A 17,205-nucleotide genomic window follows, 5' to 3' on the forward strand; every position below is an offset into this window, starting at 1 on the left:
TCGCGAACGAGCGGCGTTGCGTGGCGCATGTGGCCGCGCAACCTTCCCTAGTCAATGGCGGCGATTCACACCCGCGCGTCGATCCATCCGCGAATATCCGCCATCACGCCTTCCTTGCCGGTGTCGGCTAGCAGGTCGTGATAATGGCCTTCGTACAGCTTGAGCGTCTTGTCCGCCGATCCGGCATTGTCGAAAAACATCTGACTGCCGGCGGGCAGGGTCGCATGATCCTGCGTCCCGTGGATGATCAGGACGGGGAGGGTGATCTTCGGGAAGGAGACCTCCAGCACCTTGTCCGCCTTCCACATCTCGCCGACCGTCTTGGCGGGCTGGTTCTCGTCATGGATCAGCGGATCGGCGTTCATCATCGCGACCCAGGCCGGATCGCGCGAGAAGTCGGCATTTTTGAGCTTGAGGACCTTGAGGCGCGGGAATGGCCCGCTCAGCCATTGCAGCAGGTTCAATACCAGCCGCGGCGCCGGCACGCGGAAGGCGAAGCTGTGGCAGATCAGGCCCTTGATTTCGCGCTGGTTGCGCAACGCGTAGCTGGTTGCGATCACGCCGCCGGCGCTGTGGCCCATCAGGAAGATCGGCAGCCCCGGATGCTCTGCACGCGCCTTGTCGAAGGCGAGCTGGAGGTCTGAGAGATAGCTGTCGAAATCGTCGACATAGAAGCGCTCGCCGTCCGATTTCCCGCGTCCGCGCAGATCGACCGCGTAGCAGGCATAGCCCGCTTCATTGAGCCGCCCGGCGGCCCAGCTCAGATGCGCGCCGTGCGCGTTGAAGCCGTGCTGGAGAATGACGACACCCTTGGCGGTGCCGTTCGCGGGCCAGGAGTGAAGGTTGATACCGGTGCCATCGGGGTGGGTGATCCGTTCTTCGGTCATGCGCGCCTCCCTGGAAGGAAGCATGAACGTTATCACGCATCCGTAACGAGCGCGACTGCAATATGAGTACCCGTCAGCGGGCCAGCCGGACCAGTGCATCGTCGAGCGCGGAGAGGAAGCGCGAGCGATCCTCCTTGCGGAACGGCGGCGGGCCACCGAGCTGATCGCCGCCCGCGCGCAGGTCCGCCATGATCGCCCGCGTCGCGATCGCGGCGCCGATCGAGCTGGTCGTGAACGGCTTGCCGGCGGGCGAGAGCACGGTCGCCCCGGCCTTGAGGCAGCGGTCGGCGAGCAGGATATCCGCCGTCACCACCACCGTCTTCGGCCCGGCGCGCTCGGCGATCCAGTCGTCGGCCGCGTCGAACCCGTCCGATACGACCTCCCGTCCGATCAGCGGGTGATCGGGGATGCGGATGAAGGTGTTGGCGACGATGGTGACCGGCACCTCGCGCCGCCACGCGACCTTGTACACCTCGTCCTTCACCGGGCAGGCGTCAGCATCGACCAGGATGCGGAGGGCGCTCACTTCTTGGGCGGTTTGCCGCGATGATGGGGCTTGGCCGGACGGGCGCGGTGGACCGGGCGGTCATGGTTGCGCGGCTTGTGGTGACGTGGGGCATGGTCGCCGCGCGTTCCGGGCGGGGGTGGACCATCGGCCACTTCGATCAGCACGCCGTCCTCATCCTGCGCGGCGGTCTTGGCGACCTCCTTGGCGAAACGATCGGCGAGCTTGGTCGGAATCTGGAAGCGGGTCTCGCCAGCGCCGATGCGGATCGCGCCGATTTCCGACTTGGTGATATGGCCCCGGCGGCAGATCAGCGGCAGGATCCAGCGCGGATCGGCGTTCTGGCGACGGCCGATGTTCATGCTGAACCAGACGACTTCGTCGAAGCCCGGACGATGGACCGGCGCGCTCCGTTCGGCCGGCGAACGGTCGATCAGCTCCTCGGGCGCGGGCATCGACGCGCGATGCGCCTGGACCAGCGCGGCGGCGATCTCGAGCGGGGACTTTTCCGCCAGCAGCGCCTCGGCGATCTCGCGATCCTCGTCCTCGATCTCGATCGGAGCGATGAGCTTGGTCATCAGCCGTTCGCGATCCTTGGCGCGGATATCCTCGGCGCCGGGGACGGGCAGCCACTCGGCGGCGATCTTCGCCTGCTTGAGCGTCATCTCGACGCGGCGGCGGCGCGGATAGGGAACGATGAGCACCGCGGTGCCCTTCTTGCCCGCGCGGCCAGTGCGGCCCGAACGGTGCTGAAGCGTCTCGGCGTCGCGCGGCAGCTCGACATGGATGACCAGCGTTACGGTGGGCAGGTCGATCCCGCGCGCGGCGACGTCGGTGGCGACGCAGACGCGCGCACGGCGGTCGCGCAACGCCTGGAGCGCGGCGTTGCGCTCGTTCTGGCTATGCTCGCCCGACAACGCCACGGCGGCAAAGCCGCGCTCGGTGAGGCCGGCATGGAGGTGGCGGACATTGTCGCGCGTCGCGCAGAACAGGATCGCGGTCTCCGCCTCGTGGAAGCGGAGCAGGTTGATCACGGCATGTTCGATGTCGGCGGGGGCGACGGCGATCGCCTGATAGGTGATGTCGCCATGACCGCGATCCTCGCCCACGGTCGAGATGCGGTGCGCGTCATTCTGGTAGCGACGGGCCAGCGCGACGATCGGCTTGGGCAGCGTCGCCGAGAACAGGAAGGTGCGGCGCTCGGGCGGGGTCGCGTCGAGCAGCGCCTCCAGCTCCTCGCGAAAGCCCATGTCGAGCATCTCGTCGGCCTCGTCGAGCACGGCGATGCGCGCCTGGCTCAAGTCGAGCGCGCCGCGCTCGACATGGTCGCGCAGACGCCCCGGCGTGCCGACGACGATGTGCGTGCCATAGGACAGCGTGCGGCGCTCGCGCGACGCATCCATGCCGCCGACACAGGTCGCGATGCGTCCGCCGGCCGAGGCGTAGAGCCAGCTCAGTTCCTTGGCGACCTGAAGCGCCAGCTCGCGCGTCGGTGCGATCACCAGCGCGAGAGGCAGGCCGGGGGCGGGGAGCTTGCCGTCCTCGAGCAGCTCGTCGGCCATGGCGAGGCCGAAGGCGACGGTCTTGCCCGAGCCGGTCTGGGCGGAGACCAGCAGGTCGCGGCCTTTGGCGGCGTCTTCGGTGACGGCGGCCTGCACCGGAGTGAGGGCGGTATAGCCGCGCGCGGTCAGCGCCTCGGCGAGGCTGGCGGGGAGGTGGGTAAAGGTCATGCAGCTCACAATGGTCGCGCGGCCAATGGGCAAGGCGCGGGTAAGCGCGGCCCCATAGCGCATATCGGAGGGTTTGGCGAGGGGGCGGGTTTGGGACGTCGCGCCGCCCGCAAATCCGCGCCCCTTACTGTTGACAATAAGTCGCAATAACATTTACCGCACCCGCGAAACGATCCAGGGAACCCCAATGAAAACCGAAACCGCTTACGCGGCATTGCTGCTCGGCGCCTCAATGCTCGCGCTCACCTCTCAGGCCCATGCGCAGGAGGCAGTCGAGGCGCCCGCGACCGCCGAGAGCGATGACGTTGTGGTGGTGGTCGGTGCGCTGACCGATGTGGATCTGGATCGCAAGGCGATCCAGGCGATCCAGGCGAATGACCTGTCCGACCTGTTCCGCAACGTTCCCTCGGTCGCGGTGGGCGGCTCGCTCGGCATCGCGCAGAAAATCTATGTGCGCGGGCTCGAGGATTCGATGCTCAACGTCACCATCGATGGCGCGCCGCAGCGCGGCACATTGTTCCACCATGTCGGCCGCGTCAGCATCGAGCCGGAGCTGCTCAAGAGCGTCCAGGTTCAGGCCGGCGCGGGTGAGGCGGATTCGGGCTTCGGCGCGATCGGCGGCGCGATCCGCTTCCGCACGGTCGATCCCACCGACCTGCTGCGCAACGGCCGCGATTTCGGCGTGATCGCCAAGGGCGGCTGGTTCAGCAATGACGGTTACAAGCTGTCTGGCACCGCCTTTGCGCGGCTGACGGGCGATATCGGCATCCTCGCTTCGTTCGTGCATGTCGACCGCGAGAACTTCAAGGACGGCAACGGCACGACGCTGCGCGGCACCGCCGCCAAACAGCAGCTGGGCTTCGTCAAGATCGGCGGTGACCTCGGCGCCGGGCATCGCCTGACGCTGAGCTATGAACAGCGCAACGAAGAGGGCGATTTCGGCATGCGTCCGAACTGGCCGGTGCTGGCGAACGACCGGCTGTTCGCGGTCGAGGGCAAGCGCAAGACCGCGATCGCCAATTACGGCTTCGAGACGGCCGTGGGAATCGATCTGGAGGCGACGGGTTACTGGACCCGCACCGAGTTCACCCAGAACCGATCGGACCGCTGGGGCCTGTATGGTGCGAATATCGACAGCTGGGGTTTCGACGCACGCGCGCGCATCCGTCGCGGCGGGCATGACGTGACGGTCGGGTTCGAGCATCGCTCGGACCGCGTCGTCGGCCAGTATCTCGGTGCGCCGGCCCAGTGGCAGGCCTGGGCATGGGACCCCGCGGTCGGCCGGTTCGAAGAGAAGGGCGCACTGATGGGCGTCTATATCCAGGACCGCTGGCGCGTGGTCGAGCCGCTGCTGCTGAGCTTCGGCGCGCGCTACGACGCCTATGACCTCGATCAGGTGACCTATCGCAAGGGCATCGACAGCGATGGCGTGAGCTTCAACGCGGGCGCCACGCTGGATGTTCTGCCGGGCCTGTCGCTCAATGCCGGCTATGCCGAAGCGTTTCGCGGCAAGGAGATCGGTGACGGTTTCACGCTCGAGAAGCGGCCCGGCCGCATCTCGCTCGCGCCCGGCCTCAAGCCCGAACGAGTCGAGAATATCGAAGGTGGCGTGAAGTATGACCGCAACGGCATCACGGCATCGGCGGTCTATTACCGCACCAAGATCCGGGATGTCGTGCTCGACCAGCTCGGCGCGGTCCGGACGCCGGGTACCGTTCAGGACGCGGTCTATTACGAGAATGTCGGCAACTTCAAAGCCGAGGGCTTCGAGCTGCGCGCCGGTTATCGCACCGGCCCCTTCTCGATCGAGGGCTATTTCAACCACTATGATTCGCGCCTCAACGACAAGCGGATCGAGGGGTATGAGCAGATTGCACTCGGCAATTCGGTGGGCGACAACTGGGCGGTGAGCGCTGCGTTCGAACCCTCGTCCGACCTCAGCCTGCGCGCGACGGTGACCCGCTATGAGGATCTGAACGATATCGAGGTGCTGTTCCGCGAAAAGCAGCTCGGCTTCTTCAACAAGACCTATTTCATCGACAAGCCGGGCTACACCGTGGTCGACATCTCCGGCACCTGGCGTCCGTTCGGCACCGACATGATCGAGCTGCAGGCCGCGGTCTATAATCTGCTCGACAAGCAGTATCGCGCGCATGCCAGCGTCGGCGACTATAGCCAGATCGGCGTGGCGGGGTATGAGATCGTGCGCGGCCTGCCCGAGCCGGGCCGTAATATCCGCCTCGGCGTCTCGTTCCGCTATTGATGGCGGAAGCGGTGAAGGGGCCGCCACCTGCCGCAAAGCGCCGGTGGCGGCCGTTCGCGCGGATCTGGCACCGCTGGTTCGGGATATTCGGCGGGCTGTGGCTGTTGCTGCTGGCCGTCACCGGATCGGCGGTGACCTTCTATGACGAGCTCGACAGCTGGCTGAATCCGGACCTGCGGACGATCCCTGCGGCGACACGGCAGCACGTGCCCATGGACCTTGCCGTCAACCGGGCACAGGCGGCGCTTCCGGGGTTCGCGCCCAACAATATCCTGATGCCGTCGCATTCGCAGGGCACGATCTGGATGCTCGGCCGCGCGCCGCTGGGCGAGGGCAAGCCGCGCCCCGTCCAGCTCTTCGCCGATCCGCGCGACGGGCGCGTGCTCGGCTGGCGGGAGAGCGGCAAGGTCTCGCTCGACCGGCGGCACCTGATGGACGTGCTCTACGGCCTGCATGTCGATCTGCTCGCGGGCGCCTGGATGACCTGGTTCTTCGGCCTCGTCTCGTTCGCCTGGCTGATCGATCACGCGATCGCGCTGTGGCTGGCGGTACCGGCGCTGGCCAAGTGGCGCAGTGCCTTCGCCGTCGCGGGACGGCCGGGCAGCCTCCGGCGATTGTTCGACTGGCACCGCGCGCCGGGCATGTGGGCCTGGCCCGTCACCTTCGTCCTGGCTCTCACCGGCGTGACGCTCGCCTGGCCCGATGACAGCCGTAGCGCGGTGGCGCTGGTGTCGCCGGTCAACGAACGGCTTCACGAGCACTGGCCCGATGTCGAACCGCCCGCACGCCCGGTGGGGCTTGAGGCGGCGATGGCGGCGGTGGTTACCGACCGTTCGCGCGTGCACAGCCTGCGCCTCCTGCCCGATCATGCCGCCTATGCCGTACGCACTTTCGACCCGCGCGACCGCGACGATCAGGGGCGGCTGTGGACCTATGTCGCGATGGCCGATGCGCGCATCCTCGCGACCCGCCACGACAATGGGGAAAGCGCGGGCGACCAGTTCTTCGCCTGGCAATATCCGCTGCATTCGGGGAAGGCGTTCGGGGCTGTGGGACGGTGGATCGTCTTCGTCTCGGGTATCGTCACCATGGCACTTGTGGTCACTGGCTGGATGCTGTGGCTGCGTCGCCGTCGGCAGCATCGCGCATCGCCCGCCCGCAAACAGTAGGGAATAAACCGGCGCCGACATGCGTATGCCGGGCATGTCTGTATCCGCGTCCCCGCTTTTTCCGACCGGCACCGCGCGCGTCAGGTCCTCGGCACGCCCGACCCGCGTGGCCTTGTTCTCCGGCAATTACGATTGCGTGCGCGACGGCGCCAACCGCGCACTCAACCGGCTGGTGGCGCACCTGCTCGACAAGGAGGGCGCCGAGGTTCGCGTCTTCTCCCCCCGCGCGCCCAAACCCGCCTTCGCCGCTGCGGGCAACGTCCGCGCGGTGCGCTCGCTCGCACTGCCGGGGCGACCCGAATACCGGCTGGCGCTGGGCCTGACGCGCGCGGCAAGGATAGAGCTCGAGGCGTTCGCGCCGGACATCGTCCACCTTTCCGCGCCCGACCTGCTCGGCCGGCAGGCGCAGAAATGGGCGCGGGCGAGGGGGATCCCGGTGGTGGCGAGCCTGCATACCCGGTTCGAGACCTACCCCGCTTATTACGGGATGGGCTTTCTGCGTCCGGTGATCGAACGCTATCTCGACCGCTTCTATGGCGACAGCGACCTGATCCTTGCGCCGACCCGGCCGATCGCCGACGAGCTGGCCGCCAAACATGGCGCCGGCCGCGTGTCGGTCTGGAGCCGCGGGATCGATCCCGCGGCCTTTCACCCTTCGCTGCGCGACGAAGCGACCCGCGCCGCATTCGGCTATGCGCCCGGCGATATCGTTCCGCTCTTCTTCGGGCGGCTGGTGCAGGAGAAGGGCCTTGGCGTGTTCGCCGATACGATCGACGCGTTGCAGGCGTCGGGACATGCCGCGCGTCCGCTGATCGTCGGCGAGGGACCGGCGCGCGGCTGGTTCGAGAAACGGCTGCCCGGCGCGGTCTTTGCCGGGCATCTGGAAGGTGCGGCGCTGGGCCGCGCCGTGGCGAGCGCGGACATCCTGATCAACCCGAGCGTGACCGAGGCGTTCGGCAACGTGAACCTGGAAGCGATGGCGAGCGGCCTCGCGGTGGTTTCCGCCGATGTGCCGAGCGCGTCGGCGCTGATCGCGGACGGCCGGACCGGCTGGCTGGTCTCCCCGCATGCCCCCGCTGCCTATGCGCGCGCCGTGCGGATGCTGATGCAGGAAGCGCCATTGCGCCGCGCCATGGGCGCTGCTGCGAGCATGGAGGCGCTGCGCTATCGCTGGGACGATGTGCTGGCGGGGGTTGCAGCGGATTATCGCCGCTGCCGCTCCCTTGACGCCGCGAAGGTGGACGCGACCCCGCGGTTGCTGCAGGAACTTGCGGCGTGAGCCCGGATGCCGACATCACCGGCGACCAGATCGCGATGCGCCGCTATGCGCGTGCGCTCACCCGTGACGATCCGGATGCCGACGATGTGGTGCAGGATGCGATCCTGCGGGCGATCGAGCGCAGGAAGAGTTTCAAGCCCGAATTCAGCCGCCGCCGCTGGCTGCTCGCGATCGTCCACAATGTCTTCATCTCGGGCAAGCGCCGCGAGGCGGCCGAAACGCGCCGCAATGATCGCTTCGCCGAGACGCTGGAACGTAACCCCGATCTGGAGCAGGAACAGCGTGTGCGCCTGTCGCGCATCGCCAGCGCATATGCGAGCCTGCCCGAGCATCACCGCGCGGTGCTTCACCTGACCGCGGTTGAAGGGCTGACCTATCAGGAAGTAGCGGACGTGCTCGATATCCCGGTCGGCACGGTGATGTCGCGGCTGTCGCGTGCACGCGAAGCCTTGAAGCAACGGGAACAGGGGCCGTCCCCCTTGCGAATCGTGGGAGGGGAAAATGGCTGAGCAACCATCTGAGTTCGAACTGCATGCCTATATCGACGGACAGCTCGATCCCGTGCGCCGCTTCGCGATCGAAGCACAGCTCGCGCAGGATCCCGAGCGGGCCGCATGGGTGATGGGGGAATTGAGCGATCGTACCGCGCTGCAGCTGCTGGCCGACGATCCGAGTCCCGCCCCATCCGCTGCGATCGAACAGATGGCGCGGCTGGCTGAGGCGCCGTCAAAGCGTTTCGTCCGCCGTGGCGCGATCTTCGGCGGACTCTCGCTGGCGGCGGCCGCGTCGCTGGTACTGGCCTGGCCGGCGGGCACGCCCGGCTATGTCGACTATGCGGTCAGCTCGCACCGCATCGCGATGATGCGCGCAAGCATGCCATCGCAGATCGAGGCACCGACCCTGAACGCCAAGGAAATCCAGAGCAGCACCAGCATCGACTTGCCCGTCCTGCCTGCCGATTGGCAAGTGACCGACGTTCAGCTCTTTCCCACGGAGGAGGGGCCGGCGCTGCTGGTCGCGGTGACCGCGGGCGACGGACAGCGCATGTCGCTCTTTGCGCTCAAGTCGCGCAGCGATGCGCCCAAACGGCCGAGCGCGGTGCGTGAAGGGCCGCAGTCGGTGGCCTATTGGCGGCGCAATGACATGTCCTATGCGCTGACCGGCGATGGCGACCCCGGTGCGATGGACGCGCGTGCGGAAACGCTGGTGCAGACCCGCTCCTGAACAAGAGCGGACGGGGCAGCGCGACGGTTCAGCCGTGGTCCGGATGGATCGCGCCCACATGCGCTTCGCCGCGCGCCTCGGCCAGCATCGTCTGACGGTGGCGCTCGGCATAGCGCGCGCGCTGTTCGTCGGTGCGCTCTCCATGACAGGCCGGGCAACTGATGCCCTCGACAAACAGGGGCGAGTTGCGCTGTTCGGGCGTCACCGGCATGCGGCAGGCGCGGCAAAGCTGGTTGTCTCCAGGCGTAAGGCCGTGGCCGACCGATACCCGCTCGTCGAAGACGAAACACTCGCCCTCCCACCGGCTCTGTTCGGGCGGGATCGTCTCGAGATAGGCGAGGATGCCGCCTTTCAGATGATAGACCTCGTCGAGCCCCTCGGCCTTGAGGAAAGCGGTGGATTTCTCGCAACGGATGCCGCCGGTGCAGAACATCGCGATCTTCGGCTTCACCTCGCCGTCCAGCAGCCGGTCCCGGTTGGCCTGGAACCATTCCGGGAAATCGCGAAAGCTGCGCGTTTGCGGATCGATCGCGCCGGCGAAGCTGCCCAGCGCGACTTCATAGTCGTTGCGCGTATCGATCACGATCGTGTCGGGCCGGTCGATCAGCGCGTTCCAGTCCGCGGGCGCGACATAATGGCCGGTGTCGAGCGGATCGATGTCGGGCTGACCCATCGTCACGATCTCCTGCTTGAGCCGAACCTTCATCCGGTGGAAGGGCATCGCCGGCGCGCGCGATTCCTTGACCTCGATGTCGGCGCAACCGGGCAGGGCACGGATATGGGCAAGCACCTGCTCGATGGCGTCGTCGCTGCCGGCGATCGTGCCGTTGATGCCCTCGCGGGCCAGCAGCAGCGTGCCCTTGACGCCCAGGCCACAGCAGGCCTGCGCCAGCGGCGCCTTGATCTGCTCAAGGTCCGCAAAGGGGGTGAACTGATACAGCGCGACGACGCGGATCGGGTGGTGGGTCACGCCCAGCTCCATAAACGGAAAGGGGCCGGTGTTGCCACCGACCCCTTTGCATTGTTCGGTCGAACCGAGGATCAGACCGCCGAAACCTCGGCGACGTCGATCTTCACGCCCGGGCCCATCGAGGACGAGACCGCGACCTTGCGCAGATACTTGCCCTTGGCGCCCGAAGGCTTGGCCTTGACCACCGCATCGACCAGCGCGTCGAAGTTCGAACGCAGGTCGGCGGCCGAGAACGACGCCTTGCCGATGCCCGAATGGATGATGCCGGCCTTTTCGACGCGATACTCGACCTGACCGCCCTTGGCGGCCTTGACCGCTTCCGCGACGTTCATGGTGACGGTGCCGAGCTTCGGGTTCGGCATCAGGCCCTTGGGGCCCAGAACCTTGCCGAGACGGCCGACCAGGCCCATCATGTCCGGGGTCGCGATGCAGCGATCGAACTCGATCTTGCCGCCCTGCACGATTTCGAGCAGGTCTTCGGCACCGACCACGTCCGCACCGGCTTCACGGGCCTCGTCAGCCTTTGCGCCCTTGGCGAACACGCCCACGCGCACGGTCTTGCCGGTGCCGGCGGGCAGGGTGACGACGCCACGGACCATCTGGTCGGCGTGACGCGGATCGACGCCCAGGTTCAGCGCGACTTCGATCGTCTCGTCGAACTTGGCGGTGGCGTTCTTCTGCGCCAGCGCGATCGCCTCGTCGATGCCGTAGAGCTTCTCGCGGTCAACCGCGGTCGCCATGGCCTTCGCCTTCTTCGTCAGCTTTGCCATGTGATCAGCCCTCCACCACTTCGAGGCCCATCGCGCGGGCGGAGCCTTCAATGATCTTCGTCGCAGCGTCGATGTCGTTCGCGTTCAGATCCTTCATCTTCGCGGTCGCGATTTCGGCGAGCTGCGAGCGCTTGATCTTTCCGGCCGAAACCTTGCCCGGCTCCTTCGAACCCGACTTGAGGCCAACGGCCTTCTTGATCAGGTAGGTCGCGGGCGGCTGCTTCGTCTCGAACGAGAAGCTGCGGTCGGCATAGACGGTGATGATGGTGGGGAGGGGGGTGCCCTTCTCCTGGCCATCGGTCGCCGCGTTGAACGCCTTGCAGAATTCCATGATGTTGACGCCGCGCTGACCCAGTGCAGGGCCGATGGGCGGCGACGGATTGGCGGCGCCCGCAGGCACCTGGAGCTTGATATAGCCCGTAATCTTCTTAGCCATGTTTCACTCTCTAGCTGGCCGGATTGCCCCGGCCGGTTCAAGTTTAGCGGTTCAGGCGAACGCCGAGACGCTCTCCCGCAGGTTTCCAATGCTGTCGCTCTGGAAGGCGGCGCGCATAGCGCCAGTGCGCTCCTAAAGCAAGGGTGAGCGATTGTCGGATACATGTTGGAACTGAAATGCCATGCATGGGCCGCGGGCGAATCATCCGTCCAGGCGGCTCTAGTGGGGCAGGCAAGTGAATATCCCCGCGCACGCCCCTTGCCTTCCCGCGCGGCAAACTTTAGGGGCGGTGGCCGCACAGGGGTGTAGCTCAGCTGGTTAGAGCGTCGGTCTCCAAAACCGAAGGCCCTCGGTTCGAATCCGAGCTCCCCTGCCATCCTTTGCCAAGGATATTCCCCTCCAATGTTCCGCGCGCTGTACGACTGGACGCTCAGGCTTGCCGGTCATCGCCACGCCGATCGCTATCTGGCGACGGTATCGTTCGCCGAATCGAGCTTCTTCCCGATCCCGCCCGACGTGATGCTGGTGCCGATGGTGCTGGCGCGACGCGACCAGGCGTACCGGATCGCGACGATCTGTACGATCGCGTCGGTGCTGGGCGGGCTGTTCGGCTACGCGATCGGCTATTTCCTCACCGGCTTCGCGCATCAGGTGCTCGAATTCTTCCGTCACGGCGCGTTCGAGGACTTCACTGCGGCCTACCAGAAATATGGCGCGGCGCTGATCCTGGTGAAGGGCCTGACGCCAATCCCGTTCAAGCTGGTGACGATCGCCAGCGGCCTGTCGCACTATCCGCTGGGCATCTTCATACTGCTCTGCACCATCACCCGCGGTGCCCGATTCTTTCTCGTTGCGTTCCTGCTCAAGAAATATGGCGAGCCGGTTCAGAAGGTGATCGAGGAACGGCTGAACCTGATCGGCTGGATCGTTCTTGCGGCGCTGATCGGCGGATTTGCGGTGGTGGCACTGGTCTAGGGGGCTGCGGCGGGGCGGAGTAGTGGCGCTGTTTGCGCTAACTGCATCCGGAATAGTATCTGATGTGAATATTCCATTACATTTTCAGCAGTTTTCTGCGCGCTGTTGGAAATTATTGCGCTTGCGAACTTTGGGAAATGCCCCTAGCGAGCAAATGCCTTTGCGCAAATCGAAGGGGAAATAACGTGTTTAAGAAGATTGCCCTTGCAGTGGCAGCTTCGACGATGGCGCTGAGCGGTGTTGCTCACGCTTCGGCGGCGCAGTCGCTCAGCCTGAAGAACGTTCCGGCACGTGCCGCGACCGTTGATTCGAAGTCGAACAAGCAGCTTGGTCCGGTGAACCCGCTGTTCATCGTCCTCGGTATCGTTGCGATCGTTGGTGTTCTCGAGATCACCGGCGCGATCAACATCTTCGGTGACGACACTCCCGACAGCCCGTAATCGGGCCTAAGGATCGTACCGATTCGGAAAATGGCGGCTTCGGCCGCCATTTTTTTTGTTCTGCAGCGCTGACTGTCCGGGCGGGCAACGCTTCGCCCCGCCTCTCCCGCAATTCGCCCCGCTCGATGGCTCCCGACCGGAACGCGCTTGCCTGCCGCCGGTTCAATTTCCTCCTGACAGATCGCATCCCGAGGCAATGGCCGGCACGGATCAACCGAAGGAGGACCAACATGTTCAAATCACTTTCGACGCTGCTCGCATCGCTGTCGCTGCTGGCGGCAGGCGCGGTTCAGGCGTCGCCCGCGCAATCGCTGAGCCTGGCGCATGCGCCGGAGATCGGCCGCGCATCCACTGCCGCGGGCGCGAGCAACGCGCAGAGCGAGACTGGCGCCGGGATCTATGTGATCGGCGCGATCGTCGCGGGGCTGATGATCTGGGGCATCGTCGAACTCGCGAGCGGCGACGACGATCCCGACAGCCCCTGATCCTGCGTCGATCTTGCGACCCGGCAAGACCGGTACGGGCGCCCTTGCCGGGTGCCCGTTCTTCAAGGAAGCGCCGCCGCCGTGGCAGGGGCATCACAGCTCTTGCCCCGCCGCGCCCAAGTCGCTAGATACCAGCCCCAATCCGACAGCGTGATGGGTGTTCGCCGGGTCTCTCGAGAGGGGCCGGGCGGCGGACCCTGTCCCGAAGCCGGGCAACCAATTTGCGAGGCAACAGGTGGCCAAGACCAGTCCGCTCGAATTCATGCGCCAGGTTCAGGCAGAGACCAAGAAGGTCGTCTGGCCGACCCGCAAGGAAACCGTGATGACCGCCGTGATGGTGCTGATCATGGCGACGTTGCTCGGCCTGTTCTTCTTCGGCGTTGACCGCGCCTTCGGTGCGATCGTCAACTTCCTGCTCAGCCTGGCTGAGTAACTGAGCCAATAACGGGAAAACCAATGGCGCGCTGGTACATCATTCACGCCTATTCGGGCTTCGAGAACAAGGTGCGGGACCAGATCCTGTCCGATGCGACGCGGCTCGGCCTCGACGCGCTGGTCGAGGCGGTCGAGGTTCCGGTCGAGACCGTGACCGAGGTCCGCCGCGGCAAGAAGGTGCAGTCGGAGCGCAAGTTCTTTCCCGGCTACGTCCTCGCCAAGCTGGCGATGAACGACGACGTCTATCACCTCGTCAAGAACACGCCCAAGGTCACCGGCTTCCTTGGCAGTTCGGGCAAGCCCCAGCCGATCAGTGAGGCCGAGGCCGCGCGCATCCTCAACACCAAGGAGGAAGCCGCCGCCGCGCCCAAGACGCAGATCAAGGTCGATTACGAGATCGGCGACGCGGTCAAGGTCCTGGAAGGCCCGTTCGCGAGCTTCAACGGCGTGGTCGAGGAACTCGATTTCGACAAGTCCAAGGTCAAGGTCAGTGTGTCGATCTTCGGTCGCGCGACCCCGGTGGAGCTGGACTTCGACCAGGTGGAACGGTCGAAGTAAGCGCAGTTACAGCGATGAGATTGTGAGAGGCCGGGGCGGAAACGTTCCGGCCTTTTCGTTTATTGCTCGCTGTATCAAGTGCGTCGCTGACTGCCACCTATTGCCGCCGCTCCCGGCACGGGCGGAACGGCCGAGATGGGAGTGGCGGATATCGTCGGCGCGCAGCAAGCTGCCGCGAAGTTGACATAGTTCCGGGAAGCGCGATTCATTCTGTCAACTTTGTCGCCTTTGTCCGCGGCGGTTCGGGGATCTCGTTCAACCGGGCGAATCACGCAATCAAAGAGCGGCCACCATGCGGCCCGCCGATGCAAGCAAACCAATTCCAACCTTGCAAGCGTCATTCGATGCAGGCCTGCAACTAGCGATGCTATGCAAGACGGCAGTTCATTTTGCGATACTGGTTCAGTTTATCGGCAGTTTACTATCGGAAACAGAAAGATCGCTCGAAGCCTGGATGGTGATTTGGAGTGAATCCGGTCTTCATGCCTTGATAACAAGATGATACTATCTGTTCGTCTTTTGGGAGGGGCCGTGCTTCGTGTGCTTTCCTGCCTGACGACAGAGCATGACTTCGGACTCGTCATCGTGGCGGGGCTCGTCTGCCTGTTGTCGATGGTAACCGCATTCCTGCTCGCTGCGCAGATCGGGGAGATGCGCGCCCGGCAGCGACTGCGCTGGCTCGCTGCGCTCGGCTTCGTTTCCGGCGGCGGGATCTGGGCGACGCATTTCATCGCGATGCTTGCCTATCAGCCGCACTTGCCGACGGCGTACGATCCATTGCGCACGATCCTGTCGGTCGGGGTCGGCGTGGCGGCATCGACCCTGGCATGGCGTGCCTTCTTCGCGAAACGTGCGATCTGGCGGCTGGCGGCGCCGGCGGTGTTCGCGATCGGCGTCGCGGCGATGCACAAGACCGGGATGACCGCGCTCCAGACCACCGGTCGCATCACCTATGACGGTACGATGATCGCCGCCTCGGTCGCGGTCGGGGTGGTGCTGAGCTATGCCGGATTCCATATCGTGAAGCTGCGCTGGCGGCGGATCCCGATATTGCCGGCGCTCGGCCTGGTGCTGGCGATCTGCGCCATCCATTTCGGCGCGATGGCGGCGGTGACGATCTACCCCGAAGCGGGGCGGACGATCGACCCCGGCACGATCGAATCGGGGACGCTGGCATTGCTGATCGCGACGCTGGCGGCGGCGATCCTGGGGGTCGGCCTGGTGACGGCGATGGCCGAAGCGCGCATCGCTCGGCATACCCGGCACGAGACCGATCGCCTGAAGAGCTTCAGCGAAAGCGCGCTGGAGGCGCTGGCGATCCTGGAGAACGACGTGATCGTCGATGCCAACACCACCTTCTGGGGGCTGGCGGGCTATGATCCGGTTCACCCGCCCGAAGGACTGAATCTCGCCGAGCTGTTGCCCGATCTGGCCGGCGACACGCCGCAGCGGCGCGGCCCCGGCTTCTTCAATGCCCGGCTGCGCGCCCGCGATGGCGAGCGGATCGATGTCGAGATGGCGTTCCGGCGCGGGCAGTTGCTGGGGGTCGACCGCGACCTGGTGGTGCTGCGCGACGTTTCTGAGCAGACCGCGGCGGCGGCCCGGATCGCGCACCTTGCCGCACACGACCCGCTGACCGGCGCGGCCAACCGGCTGAGCCTCAGCCATCTGCTCGCCGACGCGCTGAGCCGCTCTACCGAGCAGGCGCCGGTCGCGCTGCTCTGCCTCGACCTCGACCGGTTCAAGGCGGTCAACGACATTCACGGCCACGGTACCGGCGATGCGCTGCTGGTCGAGGTGACGCGGCGCATCCGCGAGTGCATGACCGGCAACGAGGCGCTGGCGCGGCTGGGCGGGGACGAGTTCGCCATCGTTCAGCCCGGCGGCGACCAGCCGCATCGCGCCGCGTCGCTTGCGCTGCGGATCCTCGATGCCCTGGCGGTGCCGATGCAGGTCGCGGGGCGATCGATCCGCACGGGGGCGAGCATCGGCATCGCCATCCATCCCGATCACGCCGCCACCGCGGAGGAGCTGCATACCAAGGCGGACCTCGCGCTCTACCGGGCCAAGGCGCATGGGCGGGGCACGATGCGCTTCTTCGACGCGACGATGGACGCGCAGCTGGTGCGGCGGCTGGAGCTGGAGCATGATCTGCAATTCGCGCTCCAGCGCGGCGAACTGAGCCTCGTCTACCAGCCCTTTGCGTGCCTGGTGACGGGCGCGGTCATCGGGTTCGAGGCGCTGTTGCGCTGGACCCATCCCCAACATGGCGAGATCCCGCCCGCCGAGTTCATCCCGCTTGCCGAGGACGGCGGGATGATCGTGCCGATCGGCGAGTGGGTGCTGCGCAGCGCATGCCGCGAGGCGGGACGCTGGCGGCAGCCGCTCAAGCTGTCGGTGAACCTTTCGCCCGCGCAGATCGCCCAGGCGGACATCACCGAGGTGATCGCGTCGGCGCTGGCGGATGCGAAGCTCGATCCGCGACGGCTCGATCTCGAGGTGACCGAGGGGCTGCTGGTCGGCGATCCTGACGGGACGTTGGCGGCGCTGCGCCGGATCAAGGCGCTGGGCGTCGGGATCGCGATGGACGATTTCGGGACCGGCTTCTCCTCGCTCGCCTATTTCCGCGTCTTCCCGTTCGACGAGGTCAAGATCGACCGCTCGTTCATCGAACAGGTGACGGTGAGCCGCGAATCGCTCGCGATCGTCCGGGCGGTGATCGGACTGGGCAAGGGCCTTGGGATGTCGATCATCGCCGAGGGAGTGGAGACCGAAGCGCAGATGCAGCTTCTGCTGGCCGAGGGCTGCGACAAGATTCAGGGCTTTCTGGTCGGGAGGCCGAGGCCGATCGGCGACTATCGGCGCAATGTGCTGATCCAGCCCCAGGCACCCGCCGCAAACCCGCCCGGCTGGGTCGGCGACTGGGCGCGGCTGGCACTGCACCAGAACACCGCGGTTCAGCCTGCCGCCCGTTCCGCCGCAGCCTGAGGGGGTTCGAGGCTACCAGCGCCAGCCGCGCCGGGTTGAACAGCCGTGCGGAGAATGCACTTGCGGTAAAGGGCAGGACGAAGCCCGTCCG

At 66.1% G+C, this 17,205-nt stretch carries 18 protein-coding genes and 1 tRNA gene; 13 read left to right on the forward strand and 6 right to left on the reverse strand.

The features are described 5' to 3' along the window. Positions 1 to 65: 65 nt before the first annotated feature. The 3 genes from BDW16_RS16825 to BDW16_RS16835 all read right to left on the reverse strand — a co-directional run bounded on the left by BDW16_RS16825 (position 66) and on the right by BDW16_RS16835 (position 3,122). Entirely contained in the window at positions 66 to 887 is an 822-nt protein-coding gene (locus tag BDW16_RS16825; RefSeq protein ID WP_066576766.1) for an alpha/beta hydrolase, read from the reverse strand. A 73-nt stretch (positions 888 to 960) separates the two neighbouring features. Continuing rightward, positions 961 to 1,413, reverse strand: coding sequence for a YaiI/YqxD family protein (locus tag BDW16_RS16830; RefSeq protein ID WP_066576762.1), 453 nt, complete (start codon positions 1,411 to 1,413; stop codon positions 961 to 963). Further along, the gene (locus tag BDW16_RS16835; protein WP_066576759.1) at positions 1,410 to 3,122 is read right to left on the reverse strand and encodes a DEAD/DEAH box helicase; all 1,713 of its coding nucleotides are present in this window, start codon (positions 3,120 to 3,122) and stop codon (positions 1,410 to 1,412) included. Before BDW16_RS16835 ends, BDW16_RS16830 begins: the two co-directional genes overlap by 4 nt. Before the next feature lie 187 nt (positions 3,123 to 3,309). Here BDW16_RS16835 and BDW16_RS16840 point away from each other — a divergent pair, with 187 nt between their 5' ends. From BDW16_RS16840 to BDW16_RS16860, 5 genes are read left to right on the forward strand one after another with little or no spacing between them, the layout of a single operon-like run. Continuing rightward, positions 3,310 to 5,385, forward strand: a complete 2,076-nt coding sequence (locus BDW16_RS16840) for a TonB-dependent receptor domain-containing protein (protein WP_066576757.1) — start codon at positions 3,310 to 3,312, stop codon at positions 5,383 to 5,385. Next, a complete protein-coding gene (locus BDW16_RS16845) occupies positions 5,385 to 6,554 on the forward strand; it encodes a PepSY-associated TM helix domain-containing protein (protein ID WP_066576755.1) in 1,170 nt (389 codons plus the stop codon). The genes BDW16_RS16840 and BDW16_RS16845 overlap by 1 nt, the downstream gene beginning before the upstream one ends. 34 nt (positions 6,555 to 6,588) lie before the next feature. Beyond that, entirely contained in the window at positions 6,589 to 7,833 is a 1,245-nt protein-coding gene (locus tag BDW16_RS16850) for a glycosyltransferase family 4 protein (RefSeq protein WP_066577005.1), read from the forward strand. Then, entirely contained in the window at positions 7,830 to 8,342 is a 513-nt protein-coding gene (locus BDW16_RS16855) for a sigma-70 family RNA polymerase sigma factor (protein WP_255265766.1), read from the forward strand. Before BDW16_RS16850 ends, BDW16_RS16855 begins: the two co-directional genes overlap by 4 nt. Further along, entirely contained in the window at positions 8,335 to 9,057 is a 723-nt protein-coding gene (locus BDW16_RS16860) for an anti-sigma factor family protein (RefSeq protein WP_066576752.1), read from the forward strand. Before BDW16_RS16855 ends, BDW16_RS16860 begins: the two co-directional genes overlap by 8 nt. A 28-nt stretch (positions 9,058 to 9,085) precedes the next feature. On the opposite strand, the gene trhO is transcribed toward BDW16_RS16860, so the two are convergent. The 3 genes from trhO to rplK all read right to left on the reverse strand — a co-directional run bounded on the left by trhO (position 9,086) and on the right by rplK (position 11,233). After that, positions 9,086 to 10,027 carry an oxygen-dependent tRNA uridine(34) hydroxylase TrhO gene (gene trhO, locus BDW16_RS16865; protein WP_371836689.1) on the reverse strand — a complete coding sequence of 314 codons (942 nt, stop codon included), beginning with the start codon at positions 10,025 to 10,027 and terminating at the stop codon, positions 9,086 to 9,088. 71 nt (positions 10,028 to 10,098) lie between these two features. Next, positions 10,099 to 10,797, reverse strand: coding sequence for a 50S ribosomal protein L1 (gene rplA / locus BDW16_RS16870; protein ID WP_066576749.1), 699 nt, complete (start codon positions 10,795 to 10,797; stop codon positions 10,099 to 10,101). A 4-nt stretch (positions 10,798 to 10,801) separates the two neighbouring features. Continuing rightward, a complete protein-coding gene (rplK, locus tag BDW16_RS16875) occupies positions 10,802 to 11,233 on the reverse strand; it encodes a 50S ribosomal protein L11 (protein ID WP_066576748.1) in 432 nt (143 codons plus the stop codon). A gap of 299 nt (positions 11,234 to 11,532) precedes the next feature. Between rplK and BDW16_RS16880 the strand changes: the two genes are divergently transcribed. From BDW16_RS16880 to BDW16_RS16910, 8 genes are all read left to right on the forward strand, one after another. Further along, a tRNA-Trp gene (locus tag BDW16_RS16880) sits at positions 11,533 to 11,609 on the forward strand. 26 nt (positions 11,610 to 11,635) lie between these two features. Further along, a complete protein-coding gene (locus BDW16_RS16885) occupies positions 11,636 to 12,208 on the forward strand; it encodes a YqaA family protein (RefSeq protein WP_066576740.1) in 573 nt (190 codons plus the stop codon). A gap of 185 nt (positions 12,209 to 12,393) precedes the next feature. Beyond that, a complete protein-coding gene (locus BDW16_RS16890; RefSeq protein ID WP_125958792.1) occupies positions 12,394 to 12,648 on the forward strand; it encodes a hypothetical protein in 255 nt (84 codons plus the stop codon). Positions 12,649 to 12,878: 230 nt separating this feature from the next. Next, a complete protein-coding gene (locus tag BDW16_RS16895) occupies positions 12,879 to 13,133 on the forward strand; it encodes a hypothetical protein (protein ID WP_066576734.1) in 255 nt (84 codons plus the stop codon). A gap of 235 nt (positions 13,134 to 13,368) precedes the next feature. Beyond that, the gene (secE, locus tag BDW16_RS16900) at positions 13,369 to 13,566 is read left to right on the forward strand and encodes a preprotein translocase subunit SecE (RefSeq protein WP_066576723.1); all 198 of its coding nucleotides are present in this window, start codon (positions 13,369 to 13,371) and stop codon (positions 13,564 to 13,566) included. 23 nt (positions 13,567 to 13,589) lie between these two features. Next, a complete protein-coding gene (gene nusG / locus BDW16_RS16905; protein WP_066576721.1) occupies positions 13,590 to 14,126 on the forward strand; it encodes a transcription termination/antitermination protein NusG in 537 nt (178 codons plus the stop codon). A gap of 292 nt (positions 14,127 to 14,418) precedes the next feature. After that, a complete protein-coding gene (locus tag BDW16_RS21150; protein ID WP_125958791.1) occupies positions 14,419 to 14,628 on the forward strand; it encodes a hypothetical protein in 210 nt (69 codons plus the stop codon). 29 nt (positions 14,629 to 14,657) lie between these two features. Then, positions 14,658 to 17,114, forward strand: a complete 2,457-nt coding sequence (locus BDW16_RS16910) for an EAL domain-containing protein (protein ID WP_164519398.1) — start codon at positions 14,658 to 14,660, stop codon at positions 17,112 to 17,114. Positions 17,115 to 17,205 lie beyond the last annotated feature (91 nt).

It is taken from the genome of Sphingomonas koreensis (assembly GCF_002797435.1).
In the GTDB taxonomy this organism is placed as follows: Bacteria; Pseudomonadota; Alphaproteobacteria; order Sphingomonadales; family Sphingomonadaceae; genus Sphingomonas; species Sphingomonas koreensis.

Coding starts and splice junctions, on each gene's coding strand:
- BDW16_RS16860 (WP_066576752.1), top strand. CDS start 8,335: ATGGCTGAGCAACCATCTGAGTTCGAACTGCATGCCTATATCGACGGA.
- rplA (WP_066576749.1), bottom strand. CDS start 10,797: ATGGCAAAGCTGACGAAGAAGGCGAAGGCCATGGCGACCGCGGTTGAC.
- BDW16_RS21150 (WP_125958791.1), top strand. CDS start 14,419: ATGCGGCCCGCCGATGCAAGCAAACCAATTCCAACCTTGCAAGCGTCA.
- nusG (WP_066576721.1), top strand. CDS start 13,590: ATGGCGCGCTGGTACATCATTCACGCCTATTCGGGCTTCGAGAACAAG.
- BDW16_RS16840 (WP_066576757.1), top strand. CDS start 3,310: ATGAAAACCGAAACCGCTTACGCGGCATTGCTGCTCGGCGCCTCAATG.
- BDW16_RS16895 (WP_066576734.1), top strand. CDS start 12,879: ATGTTCAAATCACTTTCGACGCTGCTCGCATCGCTGTCGCTGCTGGCG.
- BDW16_RS16885 (WP_066576740.1), top strand. CDS start 11,636: ATGTTCCGCGCGCTGTACGACTGGACGCTCAGGCTTGCCGGTCATCGC.
- BDW16_RS16845 (WP_066576755.1), top strand. CDS start 5,385: ATGGCGGAAGCGGTGAAGGGGCCGCCACCTGCCGCAAAGCGCCGGTGG.
- rplK (WP_066576748.1), bottom strand. CDS start 11,233: ATGGCTAAGAAGATTACGGGCTATATCAAGCTCCAGGTGCCTGCGGGC.
- BDW16_RS16835 (WP_066576759.1), bottom strand. CDS start 3,122: ATGACCTTTACCCACCTCCCCGCCAGCCTCGCCGAGGCGCTGACCGCG.
- BDW16_RS16825 (WP_066576766.1), bottom strand. CDS start 887: ATGACCGAAGAACGGATCACCCACCCCGATGGCACCGGTATCAACCTT.
- BDW16_RS16850 (WP_066577005.1), top strand. CDS start 6,589: ATGTCTGTATCCGCGTCCCCGCTTTTTCCGACCGGCACCGCGCGCGTC.